Consider the following 26,934-nt stretch of genomic DNA (forward strand, 5'->3'; position numbering starts at 1 on the left):
GAACAGGCTTAGCGTCGACGGAACAGTGGCAAGGGTTCGTCAGTGGCAGCCTGGTAGGTCACCGAGAAGTCCTTGAGGCTTTCCAGGGCTTCATACGGATCCTTGTCCGCGCGCAAGGCGTAGGCATCGAAGCCGCAACGGTGCAGGTAGAACAACTGGTCGCGTAGTACATCGCCAATGGCCCGCAGTTCGCCCTTGTAGCCATAGCGGTCGCGCAGCAGGCGGGCATTGGAGTAGCTGCGCCCGTCGGTGAAGGAGGGGAAGTTCAGCGCGATCACCTGGAAGTGGTGCACGTCGACGCCGATTTCCTCGGCTTCTTCGTCGGCGTCCAGCCACACACCCAGGCCGCCGTCGCGGACCTTGAGGGCGTGAGCGTGCTCGCGCCACAGGGCCAATGGTACGATCAGATCGTCACAGTTGGTGATACCGTCGAGGGTCGCGTCCTTGGGCAACAGGTGCCAGGTTTCGTCGACAACCTCGTGGTTCTTAATGATTCGCTGCATAGACGCGTTCCTTGAAGAGGTCGATGCCGATACGTTGATAGGTGTCGATGAAGCGTTCGTCTTCGGTACGCTGTTCCACGTACACCTCGATCAGCTTCGAGATCACCTCGGGCATATCGTCCTGGGCGAAGGACGGGCCGAGGATCTTGCCCAGGCTGGCATCGCGGCTGGCGCTGCCTCCCAAGGACACCTGATAAAACTCTTCGCCTTTCTTGTCCACTCCGAGGATACCGATGTGACCCACGTGGTGGTGACCGCAGGCGTTCATGCAACCGGAGATGTTCAGGTCCAGTTCGCCGATGTCGAACAGGTAGTCCAGGTCGTCGAAACGGCGCTGGATGGATTCGGCGATCGGAATCGACTTGGCATTGGCCAGGGAGCAGAAATCACCGCCCGGACAGCAGATAATATCGGTCAGCAGGCCAATGTTCGGTGTGGCGAAACCGTGTTCGCGCAGTTCGCCCCAAAGGCTGAACAATTGGCTCTGCTCGACATCGGCCAAAATGATGTTCTGCTCGTGGGAGGTGCGCAACTGACCGAAACTGTAGCGGTCTGCGAGGTCGGAAATGGCCTCAAGCTGCTTGTCGGTGACATCGCCTGGAGCAACGCCGGTAGGCTTGAGTGACAGGGTTACGGCAATATAACCGGGCTTCTTGTGAGCCAGGGTATTGCGAGCGCGCCAGCGGGCGAAACCGGGGTGCTGCTGGTCCAGTTCGGCGAGTTCGGTGGCCTGGTTGCCCAATGCCTTATAGTCGGGATCGACGAAGTGCTTGGCCACGCGCTGCACCTCAGCTTCGGTCAGCGTGGTCTGGCCGCCGCGCAGGTGGACCATCTCGGCCTCGACCTTCTCGGCGAAGACCTCGGGAGTCAAGGCCTTGACCAGGATCTTGATCCGCGCCTTGTACTTGTTGTCGCGACGGCCATAGCGGTTGTAGACCCGCAGGATGGCGTCAAGATAGCTCAACAGGTCCTGCCACGGCAGGAATTCGTTGATAAAGGCCCCGACCACCGGGGTACGCCCCAGGCCACCGCCGACCAGCACGCGGAAACCCAGCTCGCCGGCAGCGTTGTACCGTGGCTCCAGGCCGATGTCATGGACTTCGATGGCGGCGCGATCGGAGCTCGACCCGTTGATCGCAATCTTGAATTTGCGCGGCAGATAGGCGAATTCAGGGTGAAAGGTAGTCCACTGGCGAACGATCTCGCACCACGGGCGCGGGTCGACCAGCTCATCGGCAGCCACCCCGGCAAACTGATCGGTGGTGACGTTGCGCAGGCAGTTACCGCTAGTCTGGATTGCGTGCATCTGCACGGTTGCCAGCTCGGCGAGAATATCGGGGATGTCTTCCAGCGCCGGCCAGTTGAACTGGATGTTCTGCCGGGTGCTGACATGGGCATAGCCCTTGTCATAGTCGCGAGCGATCTTGGCCAGCATCCGCGTCTGCCGTGATGTCAACTGGCCGTAGGGCACGGCAACCCGCAGCATCGGGGCGAAACGCTGGATATAAAGGCCATTTTGCAAGCGCAGAGGGCGGAACTCTTCTTCGCTCAGATCACCCTCCAGATAGCGTCGGGTCTGATCACGGAACTGCTTGACGCGGTCCTCGATGATCCGCTGATCGTACTCGTCGTATACGTACATATTGATCCTGTTTTCAGGCTTTTATAGGTCCCGTGAACCCACAAGCGCAGTCACGTTACCTGAACAATTTCCGCGCGCACGGCCGCACGATCCCACAAGGAACTGGCGCAAGATAGCAGTTTGCATTTATGTGCAAAAGTGATGTTTTTGAATATGAACATAATTGAAATCGATAAGCAGATCGACCTGACAAAGACCTTGGTTGTGATAGGGGCAATTGTCGTCTTAACTATCGGTGAGTCTTCGAGCAATCACCGATAAAACCGACAAGAGGCGATGCGATGGGCAATCCAACCAAAGCAAGGAAAAGCGACAGTACGGTCGATGCCTGGGCGATCCTGTTCCTGATCATCCTGGTGGTGGCCACGGCCGTGTTCTGGGTCAGCCATAAATAAAGCCAGGTTTCCTGGCCTTACCATAAGGGCGAGCTGGCTCCGGTGGCATGGCGACGATAACGTCAAGGCTGTGCGACGCTATCGTTGGCATCCACCGTCAGTGAGCTCGTCCCGTCGTCTCGCGCAGGAGAAGACGGCCTCAGACACCGGCAAACAGCAGCACCAATTTCACGATGCCGAACAGCGTCAGCGCGAACACCGCCGTGAACAGGATGCCCAGTATCACGAAATGGCTCGGTTTGCCGTGGGTGAAATCGCGAGCGCGATTTCTCCCGCTTTGTACACCGAAGGCTGCCGCCATCACGCTGTGCAGCATCTGCCAGAAGGTTGGGGGTTTGTTGTCGAGCGGGTCGTCCATAGAATCCTCCACACAAGGTCTGTGTGTGCAGAGCATAGACAATGATCGGCTTCCCGGATCCTCCAGAGAGGTATTTGCGCGGACGGTGAGCGATCATCCGCGTGCGAGATCAATTGTCGTAGCCCAGGTTAGGTGACAGCCAGCGTTCACTGACGCTCAGATCCTGGCCCTTGCGTGCGGTGTAGCTTTGCACCTGGTCCTTGTCAACCTTGCCCACGGCGAAATACTGCGCCTGTGGATGGGCGAAGTACCAGCCACTGACTGCCGCCGCCGGGAACATCGCATAGTGCTCGGTGAGGAACACACCGCTCTTACCGGCCTTGCCTTCGCTGGCATCAGGATCCAGTAGAGTGAACAGCGTGCTTTTTTCAGTGTGGTCCGGACAGGCCGGATAGCCGGGAGCGGGGCGGATACCCGTGTATTGCTCCTTGATTAGGGCTTCGTTGTCCAGTTGTTCTTCCTTGGCATAACCCCAGTAATCTTTACGGACCTGCTGGTGTAGCCATTCGGCACACGCTTCGGCCAGACGGTCGGCAAGGGCCTTGACCATGATCGAGTTGTAGTCATCGCCCTTGTCCTGGTAAGCCTTGGCGACTTCCTCGGCGCCGATCCCCGCCGTGGTGATGAAACCTCCCACGTAGTCGGTGATACCGCTGCTCTTGGGGGCGACGAAGTCGGCCAGGGAGAAGTTCGGCTTGCCGTCGGTCTTGATGATCTGCTGGCGCAGGTGATGCAGTTTCGCCAATGGTTGGCCGTCTTCGCCATAAACCTCCAGATCATCGTCCTGTATCTGGTTGGCTGGCCAGAAGCCGAACACGGCGCGGGCGCCGATCAGTTTTTCGTTGATCAGCTTGTCGAGCATTTCCCGGGCATCGGCATAGAGCGCGGTGGCAGCTTCGCCGACCACTTCGTCCTCGAGAATGCGCGGGAACTTGCCGGCCAGGTCCCAGGAAATGAAGAACGGCGTCCAGTCGATGTATTCGACGAGGACTTTAAGGTCGATATTGTCCAGTACCCTGGCACCGATGAAGCTCGGCTTGACCGGCTGGTAAGCGCTCCAGTCGAACTGTGGCTTCTTGGCGATGGCGGCGGCGTAGCTCAGGCGTTCGGTACGGGCACTGCGGTTGGCGGTGCGTTCACGGACCTCGACGTACTCCTCGCGGGTCTTCTGGACAAAACCGGCCTTGAGCTCCCTGGACAGCAACTGCGTCGCCACGCCGACGGCGCGGGAGGCGTCGGTGACATAGATCACCGCATCGTTGCTGTAGCGTGGTTCGATCTTTACCGCCGTATGGGCCTTGGAAGTAGTCGCACCGCCGATCATCAACGGCAGGTGGAAATCCTGGCGTTGCATTTCCCGGGCGACATGGATCATTTCATCCAGCGACGGGGTGATCAGACCGGACAGGCCGATAATGTCGCATTTCTGTTCCTTGGCCACCTGCAGGATCTTCTCCGCTGGCACCATCACGCCGAGGTCGACGATATCGTAGCCGTTGCAACCCAGGACCACGCCGACAATATTTTTGCCGATATCGTGCACGTCACCCTTGACCGTGGCCATCAGGATTTTGCCCTTGGCTTGCGGCTTGTCGCCTTTTTCCAGTTCGATAAACGGAATCAGGTGGGCCACCGCCTGTTTCATCACCCGGGCGGATTTCACCACCTGGGGCAGAAACATTTTCCCGGCACCGAACAGGTCGCCGACGATATTCATGCCGGACATCAACGGACCTTCGATCACTTCGATCGGGCGGGCGAACGACTGGCGTGATTGCTCGGTATCTTCGACGATATGCGTAGTGATGCCCTTGACCAGTGCATGCTCCAGGCGCTTATTGACGTCCCAGCCACGCCACTCCTCGGTCTCGGCTTCCTTGCTGCTGCCATCGCCCTTGTACTTGTCGGCGATGGCGAGGAGGTCGTCGGTACCTTGCGGGGTGCGGTTGAGAATCACGTTCTCGACGGCATCGCGCAGTTCTGATGGGATCTGGTCGTAGATCTCCAGTTGACCGGCGTTGACGATACCCATGGTCAGGCCGTTGCGGATCGCGTACAGCAGAAACACCGAGTGGATCGCCTCGCGTACCGGGTTGTTGCCGCGAAACGAGAAGGACACGTTAGAGACGCCGCCGCTGGTCAGCGCATAGGGCAGCTCGTCGCGGATATAGGCGCAGGCGTTGATGAAATCGACGGCGTAGTTGTTATGCTCTTCGATGCCGGTGGCGACGGCGAAGATGTTCGGGTCGAAGATGATGTCTTCCGGCGGGAAGCCGACTTCGTTCACCAGAATGTCGTAGGAACGTTTGCAGATTTCTTTCTTGCGCGCCTCGGTGTCGGCCTGGCCGGCTTCGTCAAAGGCCATCACCACCACGGCGGCGCCGTAGCGCTTGCACAACTTGGCGTGGTGAATGAACTGTTCGACGCCTTCCTTCATGCTGATGGAGTTGACGATGCCTTTACCCTGGATGCACTTGAGGCCCGCTTCGATCACCTCCCACTTGGAGGAGTCGATCATGATCGGTACGCGGGAGATGTCCGGCTCGCCGGCAATCAGGTTGAGGAAGGTCACCATGGCCTTCTTCGAATCGAGCATCCCTTCATCCATGTTGATGTCGATCACCTGGGCGCCGGCTTCCACCTGCTGCAAGGCGACTTCCAGGGCTTCGGTGTAGTTGTCCTCGCGAATCAGCCGGGCAAAGCGCGCGGAACCGGTAATGTTGGTCCGCTCGCCGACGTTGACGAACAACGATTGACGGTCGATGGTGAACGGTTCCAGGCCGGATAAGCGGCAGGCTTTGGGAATATCCGGAATGGATCGCGGCGCGTAGCCGGCAACGGCCTTGGCGATGGCCGCAATATGGCCGGGGGTGGTCCCGCAGCAGCCGCCGACAATGTTCAGGAAGCCGCTCTGGGCGAACTCCTCGATGACCTTGGCGGTTTCTTCCGGTAGCTCGTCGTACTCGCCGAATTCGTTTGGCAGGCCGGCGTTGGGGTGCGCCGAGACGTGGGTGTTGGCCTTGTTCGACAGCTCTTCCAGGTACGGCCTCAGTTCGCTGGCGCCGAGGGCGCAGTTCAAGCCGACCGAGATGGGCTTGGCGTGGGCCACCGAGTTCCAGAAAGCCTCGGTGGTCTGCCCCGACAGGGTCCGGCCGGAAGCATCGGTGATGGTTCCGGAAATCATGATCGGCAGTTCGAAGCCCAACGCCTCGAAAACGCCTTGCACGGCAAAGATCGCGGCCTTGGCGTTGAGGGTGTCGAAGATGGTTTCGATCAGAATCAGGTCGGCACCGCCTTCGATCAGGCCCTTGGTGGCCTCGGTGTAGTTCTCCACCAGCTCGTCGAAGGTCACGTTGCGGTAGCCGGGATTATTCACATCCGGCGACAGCGAGCAGGTGCGGCTGGTCGGGCCTAATACTCCAGCGACGAAGCGTGGCTTGTCCGGTGTTTCCAGGGTTTTCGCGTCGGCCACTTGGCGCGCCAGGCGAGCGCCTTCCACGTTGAGTTCATAGACCAGCGTCTCCATGCCGTAGTCGGCCTGGGACACCTGGGTGGCGTTGAAAGTGTTGGTTTCCAGGATATCGGCGCCGGCATCCAGGTATGCCTTCTCAATCGAGCCGATCACGTCTGGACGCGTGATGATCAGAAGATCGTTGTTACCCTTGAGATCGCTGGGCCAGTCGGCGAAGCGTTTGCCGCGATAGTCCTGCTCCTCGAGTTTGTAGCTCTGGATCATGGTGCCCATGCCGCCATCAAGAATCAGGATACGTTCTTTGAGGGCTTGCTGAAGAGCGTATAGGCGAGCACTGCGATCGGACATGGGGCTACCTGGAAAGACGGACACAGAGGAGGTGCGATCATAACAAACCTGTGCGCTTTTGGAGCATGCGTGGGTTTTGCATGAATATCGTTCATGTTTAAGCGGCGGTGGCGCGGTAGAATACTGGCATTTTATATTCAGGATCAGAGCTATGTCGTACCGCTTTGTCAGCGCTTTCTTATTGTTATTGCTCAGCGGTGTCAGTCAGGCGCAGAGCCCGGCCTCGACGATTTCCTATACCCGCGACATCCAGCCGATCTTTACCGAGAAGTGCGTGGCCTGCCATGCCTGTTACGACGCGGCTTGCCAACTCAATCTCAGCAGTGCCGAGGGCGCGGCGCGCGGCGCATCGAAGGTCCCAGTGTACAACGGCAACCGCGGCAAGGCGTCGAATCCGACCCGGCTGTACTTCGACGCTCAGACCCCGCTCCAATGGCAACAGAAGAAGTTCTATTCGGTGCTGGATGCCCAGGGCAGCCAGGCGGCCCTGATGGCGCGCATGCTGGAACTGGGCCACCGCACGCCCTTGCAGCCCAATGCCAAGCTGCCGGAAGACATCGTGCTGGGTTTGAATCGCCAGAACATGTGCCCCATGCCCGGCGAATTCGAGGCGTATGCGGGCGCTCATCCGAAAGAAGGCATGCCCCTGGCCGTGACCGGTTTGACAGACCAGCAGTACCAAACGCTGCAACGCTGGCTGGCCGCCGGTGCACCGATGGATGTCCAAGTATTGGCACCGAGTGCCAAGGAGTCGCTGCAGATTGCCCAATGGGAAAACCTACTCAACGCACCAGGCGCGCGGGAAAGCCTGGTGGCACGCTGGCTCTATGAACACTGGTTCCTGGCACATATCTATTTCGAAGGCGGCGAGTCGGGCCATTTTTTCCAATGGGTGCGGTCACGCACGCCGAGTGGACAGCCGATCGACCTGATTAACACCCGGCGCCCGAACGATGATCCAGGGACCCAGGTGTACTACCGGCTATGGCCGATACAGGGGGTGATCGTCCACAAGACCCATATTACCTATGCCTTGAGTGCGGCCAAGATGGCCCGGGTCAAGACCCTGTTCTACAGCGGCGACTGGCAGGTCAGTGCCTTGCCGGGATATGGTCCGCAGCGTCGGGCCAATCCCTTCGAGACATTCGAGGCCATTCCGGCGGCTGCGCGTTATCAGTTCATGCTCGATAACGCCGAGTACTTCGTCGATACCTTTATCCGTGGGCCGGTCTGTCGCGGGCAGATTGCTACTGATGTGATTCGCGACAATTTCTGGGCATTGTTCCAGGCGCCGGAGCACGACCTGTATATCACCGACCCAAGCTATCGCGGTGCAGCCACGCCATTGTTGGCGATGCCGGGGCAGAACGACGATGTCGGCAGCGTGCTGAACCTGTGGTTGGCCTATCGCGATAAGCGCAACCAATATGAAGCCCTGCGTGGCGAGGCCTATGCGGCGGTGCCGGCGCCCGGTTGGTCGAGTCTGTGGACCGGCAACGACAACGCCTTGCTGAGCATTTTTCGGCATTTTGACAGCGCCACCGTCAAAAAGGGCCTGATCGGCGAGGTTCCACAGACGATGTGGCTGTTCGACTATCCGTTGCTGGAGCGCACGTATTACCAGTTGGCGGCCAATTTCGATGTGTTCGGCAATGTCTCGCATCAGGCGCAGACCCGGCTCTACTTCGATCTGATCCGCAACGGCGCCGAACTGAACTTCCTGCGCCTGATGCCGGCGGATTCCCGCAATGCTTATCTCGATGACTGGTACCAGAACAGCGGCAAGTTCAAGATGTGGCTGGACTACGAGAGCATCGACAACGATAAGCCAAGTGCGCTGAAACTCGATGACAAGAACCCGAAACTCGATTTCGCCAGGCAGTTGCTCACCCGCTACCGCGAACTCAATGCTCATCCCGATCCGATCAACCGCTGCGAAGGTGCCTACTGCTCGCGGCGCAACATTGCCCCGGCATTGCAGGAGGCCGAACAGTCCCTGAGTCGCCTGACCTCGCGCCCGGCGGCCGGGCTCAAAGTCATCGAGCAACTTCCGGAAGCGACGATGCTGCGTATCGAGACCCGCGGCGGCCAACGCGAGGTCTACAGCTTGCTGCGCAATCGCGCTCACAGTAACGTAGCCTTTATGCTCGGAGAGGCCTACCGCTACCAGCCCGGCCTGGATACCTTGACCATTTACCCAGGAATCCTCACCAGCTATCCCAACTTCATGTTCAATATCCCGGCCGACCAGGTGCCGGCGTTTGTCGATGCCATGGAACAAGCCAAGGATGCCACCAGGTTCGAGCAGATCGTCCAGCGCTGGGGGATTCGCCGCAGTCATCCGCAGTTCTGGCACTATTTCCACGACTTGACGACCTATTTGCGGGAAACCGACCCGATCAATGCCGGGGTGCTGGATATGAACCGCTATGAGAACCTGTGAGGGCTAAGGGAGTGTTCCGGCGCTCGCCGCACTCTCTTACCCATGACTTGACTCGCTGGTTGTCACTGCTTTTCCGACAAAAACACTAGGACTTTGTCCAGCGGCCCGATTGGCGTAAACTGCTGGCAAGTCTGTGAGGAGATTCCATGAGCGCCATAACCATTACCGATGCCGCCCACGATTATCTGGCTGATCTGCTGTCGAAGCAGAACACACCGGGGATCGGCATCCGCGTTTTCATTACCCAGCCGGGTACCCAGTACGCCGAAACCTGTATTGCCTACTGCAAACCGGGCGAGGAAAAACCTGAAGACACGGCGCTGGGGCTGAAAAGCTTCACCGCGTGGATCGACTCCTTCAGCGAGGCCTTTCTTGACGATGCCGTGGTCGACTACGCCACCGACCGCATGGGTGGCCAACTGACCATCAAGGCGCCTAATGCCAAGGTGCCGATGGTCAATGCCGATAGCCCGATCAACGAGCGCATCAACTATTACCTACAAACCGAGATCAACCCGGGCTTGGCCAGCCACGGTGGTCAGGTGAGCCTGATCGAGGTGGTTGAGGACGGTATCGCCGTGCTGCAGTTCGGTGGGGGTTGCCAGGGGTGTGGTCAGGCCGACGTGACCTTGAAGGAAGGTATTGAGCGAACCTTGCTCGAACGTATTCCCGAGCTCAAGGGCGTGCGTGACGTGACCGATCATACGCAGAAAGAAAATGCCTACTACTGAGTTCGGTGACAGGGCATTCGCTGCGTTCGGTTGAATAAAAAACGGTGTCCGTGAGCACCGTTTTTTTAAGCGGGGCGGATAGGCCGGGTTCGCTCTTCAAGATAGTGGCGCAAGCGCTCCTGCAGATAGGGCACGCCCAACGGGTGCTCCAGGTACTCGGAAATCGACATCATCCGCCAGTACTGGCCTTCATCGCCAAACCGGATCGTCTCGATTTCCGCCCGTTCCAGTTGCCCCACCAGAAACCACGAGTGAGTATTGGGTTGGGTGACGCTGGGATAACGCCGGATCCATTCGATGCGTTCGGCGTCGAGGTGCAGGGAAAACTCTTCGTCCAGCTCTCGGAGCGCGCATTCGCTCGGGGTTTCATTGCCCTCGCGGCCACCACCGGCAAAGTCCCAATGTCCAGGGTAGGGGATACTGTCCTTCATGTCGCGCAGATAGGTCAACAGCTCGTCACCGCAGATCAGCGCCAGCTTGGCACCGGAAAACAATGGCTCGGACATCGGCGTCCTCCAGATCAAGGCCGATAAAGATGGGCGTGGCTGGCACGGTACAGCGACGAATCGCTGAAGTGGTCGCTGGCCAGTACGCGCCCCACCAGGATCAATGCGGTGCGGCGAAAGCCCTTGGCCTGGACCTTGCCCAGGATGTCCGCCAGTGTACCTTGAACCCAATCCTGATCGGGCCAGGTGGCGCGATGGATCACGGCAATGGGACAGTCCGCGCCGTAATGAGGGCGCAACACCTCGACGATCCTGTCCAGGTGCTTGATTCCCAGATGAATTGCCATGGTGGCCTGGTGTCGGGCCAGGCTGTCCAGCTCTTCGCCGTCTGGCATCGTGGTCTTGTCGGCATAACGGGTGAGGATCACGCTCTGGGAAATATCCGGCAGTGTCAGTTCGACACCCAGCAGGGCCGCGCAGGCGGCGGTCGCGGTTACTCCTGGAATGATCTCGTAGGCAATGCCCAGCTCGCGCAGATGGCGAATCTGTTCGCCGATGGCGCCATACAGCGAAGGGTCCCCCGAGTGCACCCGCGCCACATCCAGGCCCAGGGCGTCGGTCGCCTTGATCAGCTCGATGATCTGTTCCAGGTGCAGTTCGGCACTGTTGATCACTTGTGTAGCGCAATGACCTTCCAGCACAGCTTCAGGGACCAGCGAGCCAGCATAGATGATCACCGGGCAACGATGGATCAGGCGTTGACCCTTGACAGTAATGAGTTCCGGATCGCCAGGGCCGGCGCCGATGAAATAGACGGTCATAACACTCTCTGAACAGGTCTGCACGAGGCGCCACATGAACAACGTTCATGCAGGAGACGGGGATTATCGGGGGTTTTGCCCCGTCCAGGCCAGTGCAAAGGTTGCCAGCGGATGTTTCTGGCGTGAAATCAGCAGGCTCGCGGGGGCTGGTCCCAAGCGTTCGGCGAGGGCCAGCGCGGCACTTTCCGCGACGCCATGGCAACCGGTACGTTCGAAGGCCAGGTCGGAGCGATGGCTCAGGCGGGCTTCGTAAGGTGCCAGTTCAGCGGCACTGAAGAACAGCAATGGCAGGCTCAGGCGCTGCGCGAGTTCAAGTAGCCCTGGCTCATGCTGCTTGTCATTAATGCTGGCCAACCCTTTGAGTGCCTTGAGATCGATCCGGTAGACCTGCAGTGACTGCTCAAGCAGTGCCTGGAGGGTCGATGCGCTGCAGCCTTGCCGACAGCCGAAGCCAACCGCGAGGGTTGGCGTCGTCCAGGTTTCATTCATGCCGGGTAATGATCGTCGGCGTTACGGCGAAACCACCAGGCGCTGATCAGGCCCAGGGCCAGCCAGAACGTCGCGTTGGTCAACTGCGAGGCCATTTTGAACTGCGCTTGCAGTTCTTGCGGCGCGAGGCTGGAGTGAACTGGCGGCTGTGGCGCGCCGATCAGATGGGGCACCACGATAATCGCCACGCCCACCCCTTTGAGTACCCAATGCTTGCCGAAGACCACCAGGGCAATGGCCACGGCGGTGGACGCAGCGGCGCCCACCCACCAGATCTGTCGCGCCAGCAGGTCCGCGGCAGCGGTGCCAGGCAGTTCCGGTGGCAGGCCGAGGGTCGGTGCCAGGCAGAAAGTCGCATAGCCGGCCAGGCCCCAGAGCAGTCCTTGGGAGGTGCGCTTCGGTGCGCGCAGGGTGTAGAGACCCGCCAGCATCAGGGCAAAGCCGATCGCCACCACCAAGTTGCTGCCGGTCGTGGAGAGCAGGCGTTGCCAGCCGTCTTGCGGTTCCCAGGCTTCTTCATCATGGCTGTGGTTGTGGCGGGCGGCAGCGGCGTGTTCATGCATCTGGGCGGCGGCGGCTTTCTCATAGGTCTCGGCCTGGAGAATCAGCGGCGCGACCCAGAAGCTCTGCAGCAGGGTCAGCAGCAGCGCGGCCAGCAAACCGGTGAAACCTGCTGTTTGGGCGATACGCTTGATCATGTCGGTATGCTCATTATGTCAAGTCGTAGCTCAATGGCACGGGAAGGCGGAGCTGTGGCGGGTATCATGGGCGGCGTTGTGAACCGCTTCGATTGGTGAGAAACCAGCGAAATAGACCAGTAGTGCGCCGAATACGCTGGCGCCGATGGCGACGGCGATACGATGGATCGAGGTTGCCGCGGCAGCGTTCGAGTGGTTGGTGGTGGTGATTGACATGGCCTTTCCCTCTGAAACGTCAGCGGGCGGCCAGGCGTGAAAAAACCTCGGCGAGCAAGTGCCCGCAGGTTTCAACAGCGCCCGCCCACCGCAGGTTTGTTTTCGATATTTCCGGGCCGGTCTCCGGGCTTGCAAGGGGTTCGAGCCTGGCTTGAACCTGCAAGCGTCGCCTTCCCATGCCGCTGGCGGCACAGTGGATCTGACGCTTCTCTCGCTTACCGTTGCGGGGGCAGCACCGGAGTTGCCAGGCTCGATAACAATCGACCGACGCACCGGTTTCCCGTTTCACCCTGTGAAGGGCACCCAGAACAAGACGGACAGGAAAGCATACGGTTACCCGGCGAGTCAATAAAGCCGGTCGTAGGGCACGGGTTGTGTCGCTGCGGGTAACGGGTGCTTTGAATGACCCGGTTGTGGAACTTAAAGTGATTTATAACAATACAAATTCACATATAATCAGTAAGTTATATAATTAACTTAATTTTGTCCCTCAATTGATCAATAGAGAAAGGTTTGCCGATCAAGTGCATGCCTGTTGGCACCTCGATGCTTTCGGCATAACCGCTGGCAAACAGGATCGGTAGCCCCGGCCGGACCCGGCGCGCCGCTGCCGCCAGTTCTCGTCCATTCATTCCAGGCAGGCTGAGATCCGTCATCAGCAGGTCGATCGGTATGCCGGTGTCATTGATCAGCTCCAGCGCCAAATCGCTTCTACTGGCTTGTAGTACCTTGAACTCCAGTTCCTCAAGTACATCGACAATCAGCATACGGACAATTCTGTCGTCTTCTACAACGAGGATGGTGGAGTTTGCTGTGCACATAGTGGGCTTCCCAAAAAATGAAGGCGAGCAGGAGGATGAAGAACGTTCGCCTCTTGCATCAGTAAGCCGCCGATCGGCACGTTGGCGCCGTTGTACAAAAAAACGCGACCTGTACAAAGCTGACAGGATAGCGCTTCTCCTTGATGGAAGGCAGTACGAGGTCTGAAATTGCCTTCATAGTTGTGAGAAAAATAGATTTTTTTTTTGCAATTACGGCAAACTTCTTTACTTCAACACCCCGTCCGAGGCCCGACATGAACTCACCGTCTTCGGTTGATGAGCGCAGTTTTCGCACAATCTTGAGTCGCAACATTAGCTTGCCACTGGGTGTTGGGGTACTCAGCGCGGTGTTTTTCGTCTCATTGATCACTTATCTGCTGTCGGTGATCCAATGGGTCGAGCATACCGACCGGGTAATCAGCGGTACCAACGAGGCAATGAAGCTGTCTGTCGACCTGGAAACCGGCATGCGCGGGTTCCTGATCACAGGCGATGAGCATTTCCTCGATCCCTATGAAGTCGCCAAGCCGAAGCTCATCGCCGAGCTGCGCGGGTTGCAACAGTTGGTGGCAGATAACCCCCAGCAGGTCGAGCGATTCAAGCGTATCGAAGCCCTGCAAGAGGCCTGGACCGAATACGCGCAATCGATGATCGAGCTGCAACGTTCCGACGGCGACTATCGTGGAGCGGTGAAGGCCGGGCGTGGCAAGCGTCTGAGCGACGAGATTCGCAGTGAATATGAGAGTGCCGTCGACACCGAGCAGCAACTGCGCCTTGCTCGGAACGAGGATGTCAGTCACACCACGATCTGGGTCACTGCTCTCTACTTGTTTTTTGTACTCGGGCTGAGCGTTTTGCTCGCCTATGTGGGGCGAAAAGACTTAATAAATCTTTCAGGTAGTTACAGCAAAAATATCGCGTCGCAACTCAAGAGTTCCCAGCGTCTGGAGAAGCAGGCGTGGCTGCGTAGCGGCCAGACCGAATTGGCTGAGCAGATCCTCGGCCAACTCAGCCTCCACCTGCTGGGGCGCAATATCCTGCAATTCTGCGCCCGATATCTGGGTAGCTCGGTTGCCGCGCTCTATGTGCGCCAAGATCATGGGAGCCTGAAGCGGGTGGCGTGTTATGGCTTTTCCCGCGAGCAGGAGCAGCAGGAGCAATCGATCTATACCGACGAAGGCATTGTCGGTCAGGCCGCCAGCCAGGGGCGATTGATTCGCCTCGACGAAGTGTCGATTGACTACTTCAAGGTCAGCTCTGGTCTTGGTAATGGCTCGCCACGTAGCGTGCTGGTGGTGCCGATCACCAATGACGAGCAGGTCAACGGAGTGATCGAACTGGGTTTTTTGCGCGAGCTCAACGAGCGTGACATCGAGTTGTTGGAACTGATCGCAGACAATATCGGCACATCCATCGAAGCCGCTCGCTACCGCCAGCGCTTGCAGGAGGTTCTGGCCGAGACCCAGCAGCTCAATGAAGAATTGCAGGTCCAGCAGGAAGAGCTCAAAACCGCCAACGAAGAACTGGAAGAACAGTCGCGGGTGCTCAAGGAGTCCCAGGCTCATCTGGAAACCCAGCAAACTGAGCTGGAACAAACCAACGATCAACTGGCCGAACAGCGCGATGCCATGGACCGCAAGAATGGCGAGCTGAATCAGGCTCAGGCGCAGTTGGAAGAACGTGCGGAGGAACTACAGCGTTCGAGCAAATACAAGTCCGAGTTCCTTGCTAACATGTCCCATGAGCTACGCACACCACTCAACAGCTCGTTGATCCTGGCCAAGTTGTTGGCGGAAAACCCTCAGGACAACCTCACCGGCGAGCAAGTCAAGTTCGCTGAGTCGATCTATTCTGCGGGCAATGACCTGTTGAACCTGATCAACGACATCCTCGACATTTCCAAGGTCGAAGCCGGCAAGCTTGAGGTGCGCCCGGAGAACACCAGTGTGGTGCGGCTGGTGGAGGGGTTGCACGACTTGTTCCTGCCCTTGGCGAGCGACAAGCAACTGGCATTCACCGTGGAGATTCAGGAGGGCGCGCCGGCCATGCTGTTTACCGACCGCCAGCGCTTGGAGCAAGTACTGAAGAACCTGTTGTCTAACGCGCTGAAGTTCACCGAGAAAGGCCAGGTCAGCCTGAGCGTCTTTCGTCAGCCAGGCGTGGGGGTTGCCTTTACAGTCCGCGACTCGGGGATCGGGATTGCGCCCGAAGCGCATGAAAGCATCTTCGAGGCGTTCCGTCAGGCCGATGGCACCACCAATCGCCGTTACGGCGGAAGCGGCCTGGGCTTGTCCATTTCCCGCGACCTGGCCGCTTTGCTCGGTGGTTCGATCAGTGTGGCGAGCGAACCAGGGCAGGGCAGCGTATTCACCCTGGCGTTGCCGGAGCACTATGTCGAAGCCGTTGAGGGAACCCCCGCGGTCCAGGCCCCGGCCCATGTACCATCGGTTATGGCTCCGGTGGTGCGCGACGAACCGCCGGTGGCGAGCGAAACACCGATTGCCCGGTTTGCCGATGATCGTGACAAGGCGCCGTTCGGCACGCGCCGCATCCTGGTGATCGAGGACGAGCTGAGTTTTGCCCAAATTCTCTACGACCTGGCCCATGAGCTGGGTTACCAGTGCTTGGTTGCCTGTGGGGCCGATGAAGGCTTCGGGTTGGCGGCGCAGTTTGTTCCAGATGCAATCCTACTGGACATGCGCCTGCCCGATCATTCCGGTCTGACGGTGCTGCAACGACTCAAGGAACTGGCGGCGACCCGGCATATTCCGGTGCATGTGATTTCCGTCGAGGATCGCATCGAAGCCGCCATGCATATGGGCGCCATGGGGTATGCGGTCAAGCCGACGAGCCGCGATGAGCTCAAGGAGATCTTCTCCCGGCTCGAAGCCAAGCTGACGCAGAAGGTCAAGCGTGTACTGTTGGTCGAAGACGATGATCTGCAACGGGACAGTATCGCGCGGTTGATCGGTGACGAGGATATCGAAATCACCGCGGTCGGCTTTGCCCAGAATGCCCTTGAGTTGCTACGCGAGAATGTCTATGACTGCATGATTATCGATCTCAAGCTGCCCGACATGCTCGGTAACGAACTGCTCCAGCGCATGTCCACTGAAGACATCCGCGCCTTCCCGCCAGTGATCGTCTATACCGGTCGCAACCTGACCCGTGATGAAGAAGCCTACCTGCGCAAATATTCGCGCTCGATCATCATCAAGGGCGCTCGCTCGCCCGAACGCCTGCTCGATGAAGTGACATTGTTTCTGCACAAAATCGAATCGCAGTTGTCCCATGAACGTCAGCGCATGCTCAAGACCGCCCGCAGCCGCGACAAGGTCTTCGAGGGTCGCAAGATCCTGCTGGTGGACGACGACGTGCGCAATATCTTCGCCCTGACCAGCGCCCTGGAACACAAAGGCGCCATTGTCGAGATCGGTCGTAACGGTCGCGAAGCGATTGAAAAACTCAATGAAGTCGACGACATCGACCTGGTGCTGATGGATGTGATGATGCCGGAAATGGATGGCTATGAAGCCACCGTGGAAATTCGCAAGGACCCACGCTGGCGCAAGTTGCCGATCATCGCGATCACGGCCAAGGCCATGAAGGACGATCAGGAGCGCTGCCTGCAAGCCGGCTCCAGCGACTACCTGGCTAAACCCATCGACCTGGATCGCTTGTTCTCGCTGATTCGGGTGTGGTTACCGAAAATGGAAAGGACCTAGTGGAGCAAAATTTCGACATCGAACTGCGTCTCTTGATCGAGGCGATTTACCTTAAGTACAGCTATGATTTTCGCGACTACTCCGACGCGTCCATCAGGCGTCGGGTCAACCACGCTTTGCGCCAGTTCGACTGTGCGACGGTTTCGGCCTTGCAGGAGCGTGTGCTGCACGATCCGACGGCATTCATGAAGTTGTTGCAGTTTCTGACCATACCGGTCAGCGAGATGTTTCGCGATCCCAGCCACTTCCTGGCGATTCGTCAGGAAGTGGTGCCGCTGCTCAAGACCTACCCATCGATCAAGATTTGGATCGCCGGTTGCAGCACGGGCGAGGAGGTCTATTCGCTGGCCATCCTGCTGCGTGAGGAGGGTTTGCTGGAGCGCACGATCATCTACGCCACCGATATCAATCCCAGCTCCCTGGATAAGGCCAAGCAAGGGATCTTTTCCCTGGATAACGTGCGCGCCTATACCCACAATTACCTGCAAGCTGGCGGCCAGCGAGAGTTTTCCGAGTACTACACGGCAGCCTATGGCTATGCGATTTTCGACAAGACGTTGCGCGAGAACGTGACCTTTGCCGATCATAGCCTGGCAACCGACAGCGTATTTTCAGAAACTCAATTAATTTTATGTCGCAATGTATTGATTTATTTTAATAAAAAACTTCAAAACCGTGCCTTTGATTTGTTCCATGAATCGCTCTGTCGTCGTGGTTTCCTGGCGCTTGGCAGCAAGGAAACCCTGGATTTCTCTCCCTTTGACAAGCAGTTCGAACCTCTGATCAAGCAAGAGCGGATTTATCGCAAGCTATGAGTAGACAGACCCTCGAGTTAACCCGGCAACAGCGTGTGGGTGTCATTGCGGTCGGCGGGCACGAGCCGGAGTATATTCTCCCTTTACACGGCATCAGCTGTCTGTCTGTCGAGCCGGAACGAATCGAATGCTAAATACTATCCAGGCCAAACTGCTGATCGTCGACGATCTGCCGGAAAATCTGCTGGCGCTGGAGGCACTGATCAGGCGCGAAGATCGCGCCGTCTACAAGGCCTTGTCGGCCGATGAGGCCTTGTCCCTGCTGTTGCGGCACGAGTTCGCAATAGCCATTCTCGATGTGCAGATGCCGGGCATGAACGGTTTCGAACTGGCGGAGCTGATGCGCAGCACCGAGAAGACCCGCAGTATTCCCATCGTCTTTGTCAGTGCCGCCGGGCGTGAGCTCAACTATGCCTTCAAGGGCTATGAAAGCGGTGCGGTGGACTTCCTCTACAAGCCCCTCGATACCTATGCGGTGAAAAGCAAGGTCAATGTTTTCGTCGATTTGTATCGTCAGAGCAAGGCGATGAAGCAGCAGGTCGAGGCCCTTGAGCAGAGCAGGCGCGAGCAGGAGGCGCTACTCAAGGAGCTACGGGCAACTCAGGAGCAATTGCAGTGCGCGATCCGCACGCGCGATGACTTCATGTCAATCGTTTCCCATGAGGTGCGCACACCCCTCAATGGGCTGATCCTCGAGACCCAGCTACGCAAGATGCATCTGGCCAAGGATAACGCGGCGGCGTTCACCCTGGACAAGGTGCACGCCATGGTCGAGCGCGATGAACGGCAGATCAAGAGTCTGATCAGGCTGATCGACGACATGTTTGATGTGTCACGCATTCGCACCGGCAAACTGTCGATACGCCCGAGCCGCTTCGATCTTTCGCAGCGGGTAGCCAAGGTGCTGGAAGGGTTCGCCGCCCAGGTGCAGGCCGCTGAGTCGACCCTCAACTTCCAGGCCGCGGAACCGGTCGTGGGCAACTGGGACGAATTTCGCATCGAGCAGGTTATCTCCAACCTGTTGGCCAACGCCTTGCGCTATGGCGCCAAAAGCCCTATCGATGTGCGGGTTTATGCTCAGGACGGTGAGGCGCGGATTGAAGTCCGCGACCATGGAATCGGGATCAGCGAGGACAATCAGAAGCGGATCTTCCGGCAGTTCGAGCGGGTTTCGGCCAGCCATGTGGCCGCCGGACTCGGCTTGGGGCTGTTTATTTCCGAACAGATTGTCAGCGCCCATGGTGGCACTATCAGGCTACAAAGTACTCTTGGTGCAGGCGCCACTTTCTGTGTTTGTCTACCGCTGCAGGAAAACCAGGCAATTTCTCGCTGAATGGATAGTCATATTGGCAGCAACCTTAAGAATGAAGGCTTTCCATGAGTGAAGATGCACAAGACGTCGTCCTGATCGTCGAAGACGATCCCGCGATCCTGATGGTGTTATCGCACTATCTGTCTGGTGAAGGTTATCGGGTCTTGCAGGCCGAAAACGGCGAGGAAGCATTCAAGATCCTCGCGACCAAGCCGAACCTGGACCTGATGGTGACGGATTTTCGCTTGCCCGGTGGGGTCTGCGGAGTCGACATCGCGGAGCCTGCGATCAAGCTGCGTCCAGACCTGAAGGTGATTTTCATCAGCGGTTATCCGGCCGAGATTCTCGAGACCAATAGCCCCATCACCCGGATCGCACCGATCCTGGCCAAGCCCTTCGATCTGGACTCACTGCAAAATCAGATCCGGCGCTTACTGGCCTGAGGCAATCAATGTCCAGGACCTGATTGAGCGGTTCCGCCTTTTTATCGACGTTTCAAAGTCCCTGTTGCAAAGCCGGATCATCGGGATTCTGCTGTTCCAGTTGGGCCAGTAGGATCTGTACGTTCTGCAACTGACCGCTTTCTTTCCAGTAGTTGATCAGCATTACCCGGGCTTTGCGGTTTGCCGGACGACGCTGGACCAGCTCTTCGAGCTGACGCTGGGCAGCTTCGAGCTGGTGCAGCTCATGCAAGGTGGTAGCGAGCTTGTAGCGGTATTCGCTATTGTCCGGCTCCAGCTCCACGGCTTTGGCCAGGCCCAGCAGAGCATACTCGGCCTGGTCATGATGCAGCAGCCAAATGCCAAGGGCATGTTGCAGATACGCCGACTGTGGTTGCTGTTCCAATTGCTTGGCCAGCAGTTGTCGGGCCTGATCCGACTGGCCACGCTTATCCAGCAGTTCAACCTGAGCGACCAACGCTTCGAGGTTATTCGGCTCCAGCTGTGAAACCCGTTCGAGCGACTGCTGAGCCTTATCAAGTTGCCCTTCGTGCAGGTACAACCGAGCGAGCTGGAACTGGGCATCGGCACTCTCCGGTTGGGCCTTGAGCGTTCGCTCATACTTATCGATCACCTGTTGCAATGGGCCGAAATATAGCCCTTGATCGTCCGGTGACAAACCGAGCATGGCATTGGCGGCGGCAAAGCGCACCTCCTGCTCGCTGTCTTCCAGCACCGGTCCGAGCAACAGGCTGCGTTGTGCTTTCGGTACCAGGCCGACAATGCTCTGGATTGCGGCTTCACGTACCAACGCCGAGGGATTGAGCAAATCCGCATCGGCCAATTTCAACGCCTGGGGACTGGGGTAGTTGGGCAGTTCGGCGTGCAGCGCGGCGCGGCGGATATCCGACAGATCGGTGCGCCCCAGTTGTTGGTAGAGCACTCGCGCAGCGCCTGGCTGGCCGTTGTGTGCCTGTTCCAGGGCCTGACTGTAATTGACATGTGGGGGTTTCGTGGGTGTCGCCGACGGGCTGCGCAACCAGTACCCGGCGAGCGCCAGGATCAGAAGTGCAAATAAGCTGATGATCAGGTAGCGGTGAGGCTTCGTCATGCAGTGTCCGTGAGCTGGCGAGCTTTTTGTAAAACTGACAGCTTCGGCTAGGAGCGCTTCGGAGTCAAACTCGTGATCAATCGGGCACGCACTCGATCGGTTCGAGGCAACATCAGCTCGATTTCCCCGAGGCTTGCCAAAATCTCCCGTTCGACCGTGCAGGTACCTGTTGCTGTTCCCAAGGTTTTCGCGGCCGAAAAAACCCCACGACCGAATGGGCGCGGGGTCGAAGAGGTTGGGGGAGCATCCAACCAGGAGAGTTTGAATCAGTTACTGGCCACCGTCTGCGGCGCATAGCCGCCGCCCAGGGCCTTGTAGATGGCCACGATGCCGCGATACAGGTCGGTCTCGGCCTGGGCCTGACTGTCTTCGGCAGCCAAGCGCTCGCGTTGGGCATCGAGCAACACCAGGAAGTCCACGGTGCCTTCGCGATAGCGGATCGCCGCCAGGTCCGCCGCGGTACGGCTCGATTCGCTCTGGCGAATCAACGAGATCAGGCGTTGCTGGCGCTTGCCGTAGTCGCTGAACGCATTCTGCGATTCTTCCAGGGCCAGCAATACTTGCTGTTCGTAGGTCGCCAGGGCAGCTTCGGCTTCGGCGTTGGCGCCGCGCAGGCGAGCCCGCACGCTCCCCAGATTGAACGCCGGCCAGGTGATACTCGGACTGAGGGCCCAGGCATTGGCCGCCGAGGAGCCGATCTGCGAACCGCGTCCGGCGGTGAACCCGAGGAAACCGCTGAGGCTGACCCGTGGAAACAGGTCGGCCTTGGCCACGCCAATCCGTGCGGTGGCGGCCGCCAGCTTGCGTTCGGCGCTGAGAATATCCGGACGACGTTGCAACAACTCGCCCGGATTACCGATGGCCAGGGCTTTGGAGATCGCCGGCAGGTCCCTGGGACTTAAGTCCACCGACAAGGTATCCGGACGCTCGCCGAGCAACGTCGCGATGCGATTGCGATCGCGCGCCTGTTCGGCTTGCAGTTGCGGCACACTGGCTTCGACCGCCGCCAGGCGGGCATCGGCGCGGACCACATCGAGCTGTTCGCCGACACCGGCATCGCGCAGGCTTTCGGTGATGCCCTTGGACTCCTGCTGGTTCTTCTGGTTGGCCAGGGCGATTTTTTCCCGTAGTTGCGCGCCGCGCAGTTGCCCGTAGGCATCCATCAGCTCGGCAATCATGGTTACCTGCAACTGGTACAGGTCGGCCTGCGCCGACTGCTGATCGGCGTCGGCGGCTTCCAGGTTGCGCTGGATGCGGCCAAACAAATCGATTTCCCAGGCCATGTCCAGACCGAGGTCATAACGGTCGTTATTGACCCGCTTGTCACTCTGACCCGACGGTACCTGACTCTTGCCCAAATCGGCACTGGCACGGCTGGTGATGGTCGGCATGGCGTCGTCGCTGACGTCATCGCGGATCGCCCGCGCCGCTTTCAGGCGGGCGAAGGCGACACGCAACTCACGGTTGCCAGCCAGGGATTGAGTCACCAACTGGTTGAGGGTCGGATCGTCGAACTGCTGCCACCAGAGACCTTCGAAGTGGGCACGATCGAAGTTCTTCTGGCCGGCGCTGCCATCGGTGGCGGAGGTGATATTTGCCGGCGCCGTGTCAGGCGTTTTGTAGTCCGGGCCGACGGCACAGGCGCTCAATGCCAATACCAGCAGGCTGGGTAGAAAGACTTTTACACGGCTCATTGTTGCGCCTCCAGCTTGAGGGCCCGTGCCGCCTTACGATTCTCACTGCGCTCCACAGAGCGGCGAATCAATACATAGAACACCGGAGTCAGCAGCAAGCCGAAGAAGGTCACTCCGAGCATCCCGGAGAACACCGCCACACCCATGGCATGACGCATCTCGGCACCGGCACCGCTGGAAACCACCAGGGGTACCACGCCCATGATGAAGGCGACGGAGGTCATCAGGATCGGCCGCAGACGCAGACGGCAGGCTTCCAGCACCGCGCTCAACGGGTCGAGGCCTTCTTCTTGCTTATCCTTGGCGAATTCGACGATCAGGATCGCGTTCTTGCACGCCAGGCCCACCAATACGATCAAGCCGATCTGGGTAAAGATGTTGTTGTCGCCACCAGACGCAATCACCCCGGCAATGGCCGACAGCAGGGTCATCGGCACGATCAGGATCACCGCCAGCGGCAGGCTCCAGCTTTCATACAGTGCCGCCAGTACCAGGAATGCCAGCAGTACACAGAGCGGGAACACCAGCAAAGCAGTATTACCCGAGAGGATCTGCTGATAGGTCAGGTCGGTCCACTCATAGATCATACCGTTGGGCAATTCCTCCTTGAGCAGTTTCTCGACGGCCGCCTGGGCCTGGCCAGAGCTGTAGCCCGGTGCCGCGGCGCCGTTGATTTCCGCAGTGATAAAACCGTTATAGTGCATCACACGGTCCGGCCCCGAGGTGTCGCTGACCTTGATGAAGGTAGCCAGCGGAATCATCTCGCCCCTGTTGTTGCGTACTTTCAGCTGGCCGATTTGGTCGGATTCGAGACGAAATTGCTGTTCGGCTTGAACGTTGACCTGATAGGTGCGGCCGAAGCGGTTGAAATCGTTGGCGTACAGCGAACCTAGGTAGACCTGCAGGGTGTCGAAGATATCGCTGACAGCCACACCGTGGGTCTTGGCCTTCTCACGGTCGATGGCAGCATCCACTTGCGGTACGTTGACGGTATAGCTGGTGAACAACCCGGCCAGTTCCGGCACGCTGCGGCTCTTGGTGATGATGTTCATCGTTTCTTTGTACAGCTCGTCGTAGCCCAGGTTGCCGCGGTCCTCGATCTGTAGGCGGAAGCCACCGATGGTGCCCAGGCCTTGAACGGGCGGTGGCGGGAAGATTGCCATATAGGCTTCCTGGATGCCGGCAAACTTGCCGTTCAGGGCGCTGGCGATGGCACCGGCCGATTTACTCGGGTCCTTGCGCTCGTCGAAGGGCTTGAGGGTCACGAACACGATGCCAGCGTTCGGGCTGTTGGTAAAACCATTGATCGACAGGCCGGGGAAGGCCACCGCGCTTTCCACGCCAGGCTGCTTCAGCGCCAGGTCGGACATGCGCTTCATCACCTCTTCGGTACGGTCCAGGCTGGCCGCATCCGGCAGTTGGGCAAAGGCTACCAGGTACTGCTTGTCCTGGCCGGGCACGAAGCCGGTCGGCGTGGTGGAAAACCCCAGCCAGGTCAGGACCATCAGTCCGGCGTAGAGCACCAGGGCGACGCCGCTGACTCGGATGACCCGGGTCACGGCGCCGACATAACCATGGCTGGCTCGTTCGAAGAAGCGGTTGAACGGACGGAACAACCAGCCGCCCAACAACGCGTCGAGGATTTTCGAGAAACGGTCTTTCGGCGCGTGGTGGTCCTTGAGCAATACGGCAGCCAGCGCCGGCGACAAGGTCAAGGAGTTGAACGCCGAGATCACGGTCGAAATGGCGATGGTCAGGGCGAATTGCTTGTAGAACTGACCGGTCAAGCCGGAGATGAACGCCGCCGGGATGAACACCGCACAGAGCACCAGCGCCGTGGCGATAATGGGGCCGGTCACTTCACGCATCGCGCGCTGCGTAGCCTCGACCGGGTTGAGGCCCAGGCCGATATTACGCTCGACGTTTTCCACCACCACAATGGCGTCGTCCACCACGATACCGATCGCCAGTACCAGGCCGAACAGCGACAAGGCGTTGAGCGAGAAGCCGAACATATGCATGACCGCAAACGTGCCGATCAGCGACACTGGCACCGCGACTAACGGAATGATCGAGGCACGCCAGGTCTGCAAGAACAGGATGACCACCAGAACCACGAGGATCAGGGCTTCGAACAGCGTATGCACCACGGCTTCGATGGAGCCGCGCACAAAAACCGTCGGGTCGTAGACGATGCTGAAGTCCATACCTTGCGGGAAGTCCTTCTTCAGTTCGTTCATCTTGGCGCGAACTTGGTTGGACACCTCAATGGCGTTGGAGCCAGGACGCTGAAAGATGGGCAGTGCCACCGCCGGCTGGTTGTTCAGCAGCGAGCGTAGCGCGTACTGGTTAGAGCCAAGCTCGACTCGAGCGATGTCCTTGAGACGGGTGATTTCGCCGTTGTCGCCTACGCGAATCACGATGTTCTCGAACTCTTCCTCCGAGACCAGGCGACCCTGAGTGTTGATCGACATCTGGAAACTGGTAGCAGAGGGCGACGGAGGCGCCCCCAGTTGACCGGCCGCGACCTGACGGTTCTGCTCGCGAATCGCGTTCACTACATCGCTGGCGGTCAGGTTGCGCGACGCGGTCTTGTTCGGGTCTAGCCATACCCGCAGGGAGTAGTCGCCCATACCGAACAGTTGCACGTCACCGACACCGTTCAGACGCGTCAGCTCATCCTTGATATTGAGCAACGCATAGTTGGACAGATAGAGCATGTCGTAGCGCTTGTCCGGCGAAGTCAGGTGCACCACCATCGTCAGGTCGGGCGAAGCTTTGTCGACGGTGATACCGATGCGAGTCACTTCAATCGGCAGCTTCGGCTCGGTGCGGGTCACACGGTTCTGCACCTGCACCTGCGCGTTATCCAGATCAGTACCCAGAGCGAAGGTGATGGTCAGGGTCAGCTTGCCGTCGGCAGTGGACTGCGAGGACATGTAAAGCATGTTCTCGACGCCAGTGATGGCTTGCTCCAGGGGCGCGGCCACGGTCTCGCCGATGACCTTGGGGTTGGCGCCGGGGAAGTTGGCACGTACCACCACGGTAGGCGGAACCACTTCCGGGTATTCGCTTATCGGCAACTGGAAGAGCGAGATCGCACCGGCGATCAGGATCAACAGCGACAATACTGCCGCGAAAATCGGTCTTGATATGAAGAACTGGGAAAAATTCATCGAGTATATCCCTTAACCGCGTGGGGTCGCTGCAGCCAGCTTGCTAGCCTGGGCCGAAGCATCTTTGGCCGGGGTAACCTGCGGCAGGTTGCTGGCTTCCAGCACTTGCCGTTGTTCTGCCAGGGCAGCGAGAGTTTCCTGGCTGGCCATCGGGATCACCTCAGGATCTACCAGCGAGCCCGGACGCACACGTTGCAGGCCCTTGACGACAATGACGTCATCCTTGTTCAGGCCGTTGCGCACGATTCGCAGTCCTTCGATTTTTGGGCCCAACTCGACCGAGCGATAGGCGATCTTCTTGTCGGCGTCCACCACCAGCACAAACTTCTTACCCAGGTCGGTGCCCACCGCTTCGTCATTGATCAGCACGGCGGCGTAGGTGCCGCTGCCGACCAGCTTTACGCGGGCATACAAGCCGGGCGTGAAGCTGGCGTCGCTGTTGTCGAACACGGCGCGACCACGGATGGTGCCTGTCCGGGGGTTGACCTGGTTGTCGACAAAGTTCATTTGGCCCAGGTGCGGGTTGCCGGTTTCATTGGACAGGCCCAGGTAGACCGGAGTGGTCTGGCCCCGCTTACCCTGGCGCGCCAATTGGGCGTACTTGAGGTAGACCCGCTCGTCGGCGTCGAAATAGGCGTAGACCTTGTCGGTGGAGACCACACTGGTCAACGGTGTGACATCGGCAGTGACGATGTTGCCGGCGGTGATTTCGGCACGGCTGACACGGCCGCTGATCGGTGCGGTGACGCGGGTGAAGCTCAGGTTCAAGCGGGCCAAATCCAGTTGTGCCTGGATCGCATCGACGGCCGCCTTGGCTTCCTGGGCGGTGCTGGTGCGATTGTCGGCCAACTCCGCGGAGATGGCGTTACTGCTCAACAGCCGTTTGCCGCGCTCGGACTCGTTGGCCGTGCGGCTGGCAGTGGCACGGGTTTGTTGCAATTGGGCTTCGAGACGATGGACTTCAGCTTGATAGGGGCGCGGGTCGATCTGGAACAACAGGTCGCCCTTCTTCACCAACGCACCTTCGGTGAAGGCTACTTGGTCGATCTGCCCGGAAACCCGTGGGCGGATTTCCACGGTTTCCGGGGCCTCAAGGCGTCCGGTGAACTCGTCCCATTCGTTGACAGGCTGTTCGATGACTTTGGCCACACTGACCTTGCTCGCCGGCATTGCGCCACCCGCCACGGGTGTCTTGCCGCAGGCACTGAGCACGACGACTGCCAGGGTAGCCAGGGGAAAGCGCAAAAGCTTAAGTGAATGTTCCATGGAGAAGCCGCC

20 protein-coding genes and 1 riboswitch are annotated in these 26,934 nt (G+C 58.9%); of the genes, 6 read left to right on the forward strand and 14 right to left on the reverse strand.

Going from position 1 to position 26,934, the window contains the following annotated elements:
- Positions 1-8 precede the first annotated feature (8 nt).
- The 4 genes from AWM79_RS06030 to metH all read right to left on the reverse strand — a co-directional run bounded on the left by AWM79_RS06030 (position 9) and on the right by metH (position 6,718).
- The gene (locus AWM79_RS06030; protein ID WP_017133882.1) at positions 9-503 is read right to left on the reverse strand and encodes a DUF934 domain-containing protein; all 495 of its coding nucleotides are present in this window, start codon (positions 501-503) and stop codon (positions 9-11) included.
- On the reverse strand, positions 487-2,145 hold the full coding sequence (locus AWM79_RS06035; protein WP_017133881.1) for a nitrite/sulfite reductase: 1,659 nt from the start codon (positions 2,143-2,145) through the stop codon (positions 487-489). Before AWM79_RS06035 ends, AWM79_RS06030 begins: the two co-directional genes overlap by 17 nt.
- Positions 2,146-2,679: 534 nt before the next feature.
- Positions 2,680-2,898, reverse strand: a complete 219-nt coding sequence (locus tag AWM79_RS06040) for a DUF2970 domain-containing protein (protein WP_017133878.1) — start codon at positions 2,896-2,898, stop codon at positions 2,680-2,682.
- Between the two features lie 109 nt (positions 2,899-3,007).
- The gene (metH, locus tag AWM79_RS06045; protein WP_060782406.1) at positions 3,008-6,718 is read right to left on the reverse strand and encodes a methionine synthase; all 3,711 of its coding nucleotides are present in this window, start codon (positions 6,716-6,718) and stop codon (positions 3,008-3,010) included.
- A gap of 151 nt (positions 6,719-6,869) precedes the next feature.
- Between metH and AWM79_RS06050 the strand changes: the two genes are divergently transcribed.
- On the forward strand, positions 6,870-9,161 hold the full coding sequence (locus AWM79_RS06050; RefSeq protein WP_060782407.1) for a fatty acid cis/trans isomerase: 2,292 nt from the start codon (positions 6,870-6,872) through the stop codon (positions 9,159-9,161).
- Between the two features lie 146 nt (positions 9,162-9,307).
- Positions 9,308-9,892 (forward strand): Fe-S biogenesis protein NfuA, encoded by a 585-nt coding sequence (nfuA, locus tag AWM79_RS06055; RefSeq protein ID WP_060782408.1) that lies wholly within the window; start codon positions 9,308-9,310, stop codon positions 9,890-9,892.
- A 65-nt stretch (positions 9,893-9,957) separates the two neighbouring features.
- Here the strand turns inward: nfuA and AWM79_RS06060 are convergent, their stop codons facing one another.
- From AWM79_RS06060 to AWM79_RS06085, 6 genes are all read right to left on the reverse strand, one after another.
- Complete coding sequence (locus tag AWM79_RS06060) at positions 9,958-10,398, reverse strand: NUDIX hydrolase (RefSeq protein ID WP_017133873.1); 441 nt, start codon at positions 10,396-10,398, stop codon at positions 9,958-9,960.
- A 14-nt stretch (positions 10,399-10,412) separates the two neighbouring features.
- Entirely contained in the window at positions 10,413-11,159 is a 747-nt protein-coding gene (gene cobM, locus AWM79_RS06065) for a precorrin-4 C(11)-methyltransferase (RefSeq protein WP_026013394.1), read from the reverse strand.
- A gap of 63 nt (positions 11,160-11,222) precedes the next feature.
- A complete protein-coding gene (locus tag AWM79_RS06070) occupies positions 11,223-11,648 on the reverse strand; it encodes a cobalamin biosynthesis protein (protein WP_017133871.1) in 426 nt (141 codons plus the stop codon).
- Positions 11,645-12,346: a CbtA family protein gene (locus tag AWM79_RS06075; protein WP_060782409.1), complete on the reverse strand. Its 702-nt coding sequence runs from the start codon at positions 12,344-12,346 to the stop codon at positions 11,645-11,647. The genes AWM79_RS06070 and AWM79_RS06075 overlap by 4 nt, the downstream gene beginning before the upstream one ends.
- A 30-nt stretch (positions 12,347-12,376) precedes the next feature.
- Positions 12,377-12,562 carry a CbtB domain-containing protein gene (locus AWM79_RS06080; RefSeq protein WP_017133869.1) on the reverse strand — a complete coding sequence of 62 codons (186 nt, stop codon included), beginning with the start codon at positions 12,560-12,562 and terminating at the stop codon, positions 12,377-12,379.
- A gap of 97 nt (positions 12,563-12,659) precedes the next feature.
- Positions 12,660-12,884, reverse strand: a riboswitch (cobalamin riboswitch).
- Between the two features lie 142 nt (positions 12,885-13,026).
- Positions 13,027-13,383, reverse strand: coding sequence for a response regulator (locus tag AWM79_RS06085; RefSeq protein WP_017133868.1), 357 nt, complete (start codon positions 13,381-13,383; stop codon positions 13,027-13,029).
- A gap of 254 nt (positions 13,384-13,637) precedes the next feature.
- Here AWM79_RS06085 and AWM79_RS06090 point away from each other — a divergent pair, with 254 nt between their 5' ends.
- The 4 genes from AWM79_RS06090 to AWM79_RS06105 all read left to right on the forward strand — a co-directional run bounded on the left by AWM79_RS06090 (position 13,638) and on the right by AWM79_RS06105 (position 19,678).
- Positions 13,638-17,108 (forward strand): response regulator, encoded by a 3,471-nt coding sequence (locus AWM79_RS06090; RefSeq protein WP_017133867.1) that lies wholly within the window; start codon positions 13,638-13,640, stop codon positions 17,106-17,108.
- Positions 17,108-17,923, forward strand: coding sequence for a CheR family methyltransferase (locus AWM79_RS06095; RefSeq protein WP_017133866.1), 816 nt, complete (start codon positions 17,108-17,110; stop codon positions 17,921-17,923). The genes AWM79_RS06090 and AWM79_RS06095 overlap by 1 nt, the downstream gene beginning before the upstream one ends.
- Before the next feature lie 127 nt (positions 17,924-18,050).
- Complete coding sequence (locus tag AWM79_RS06100) at positions 18,051-19,256, forward strand: hybrid sensor histidine kinase/response regulator (protein ID WP_060782410.1); 1,206 nt, start codon at positions 18,051-18,053, stop codon at positions 19,254-19,256.
- Positions 19,257-19,300: 44 nt separating this feature from the next.
- Entirely contained in the window at positions 19,301-19,678 is a 378-nt protein-coding gene (locus AWM79_RS06105) for a response regulator (RefSeq protein WP_017133864.1), read from the forward strand.
- Positions 19,679-19,730: 52 nt separating this feature from the next.
- Here the strand turns inward: AWM79_RS06105 and AWM79_RS06110 are convergent, their stop codons facing one another.
- The 4 genes from AWM79_RS06110 to mexE all read right to left on the reverse strand — a co-directional run bounded on the left by AWM79_RS06110 (position 19,731) and on the right by mexE (position 26,922).
- Positions 19,731-20,786, reverse strand: coding sequence for a tetratricopeptide repeat protein (locus AWM79_RS06110; protein WP_060782411.1), 1,056 nt, complete (start codon positions 20,784-20,786; stop codon positions 19,731-19,733).
- A gap of 266 nt (positions 20,787-21,052) precedes the next feature.
- Positions 21,053-22,480 (reverse strand): efflux transporter outer membrane subunit, encoded by a 1,428-nt coding sequence (locus tag AWM79_RS06115; protein WP_060782412.1) that lies wholly within the window; start codon positions 22,478-22,480, stop codon positions 21,053-21,055.
- Complete coding sequence (locus tag AWM79_RS06120) at positions 22,477-25,656, reverse strand: efflux RND transporter permease subunit (protein ID WP_060782413.1); 3,180 nt, start codon at positions 25,654-25,656, stop codon at positions 22,477-22,479. Before AWM79_RS06120 ends, AWM79_RS06115 begins: the two co-directional genes overlap by 4 nt.
- Positions 25,657-25,668: 12 nt before the next feature.
- Complete coding sequence (gene mexE, locus AWM79_RS06125) at positions 25,669-26,922, reverse strand: multidrug efflux RND transporter periplasmic adaptor subunit MexE (RefSeq protein ID WP_017133861.1); 1,254 nt, start codon at positions 26,920-26,922, stop codon at positions 25,669-25,671.
- Positions 26,923-26,934: the final 12 nt, after the last annotated feature.

The sequence above is a fragment of the Pseudomonas agarici genome (assembly GCF_001543125.1).
Taxonomy (GTDB): domain Bacteria; phylum Pseudomonadota; class Gammaproteobacteria; order Pseudomonadales; family Pseudomonadaceae; genus Aquipseudomonas; species Aquipseudomonas agarici.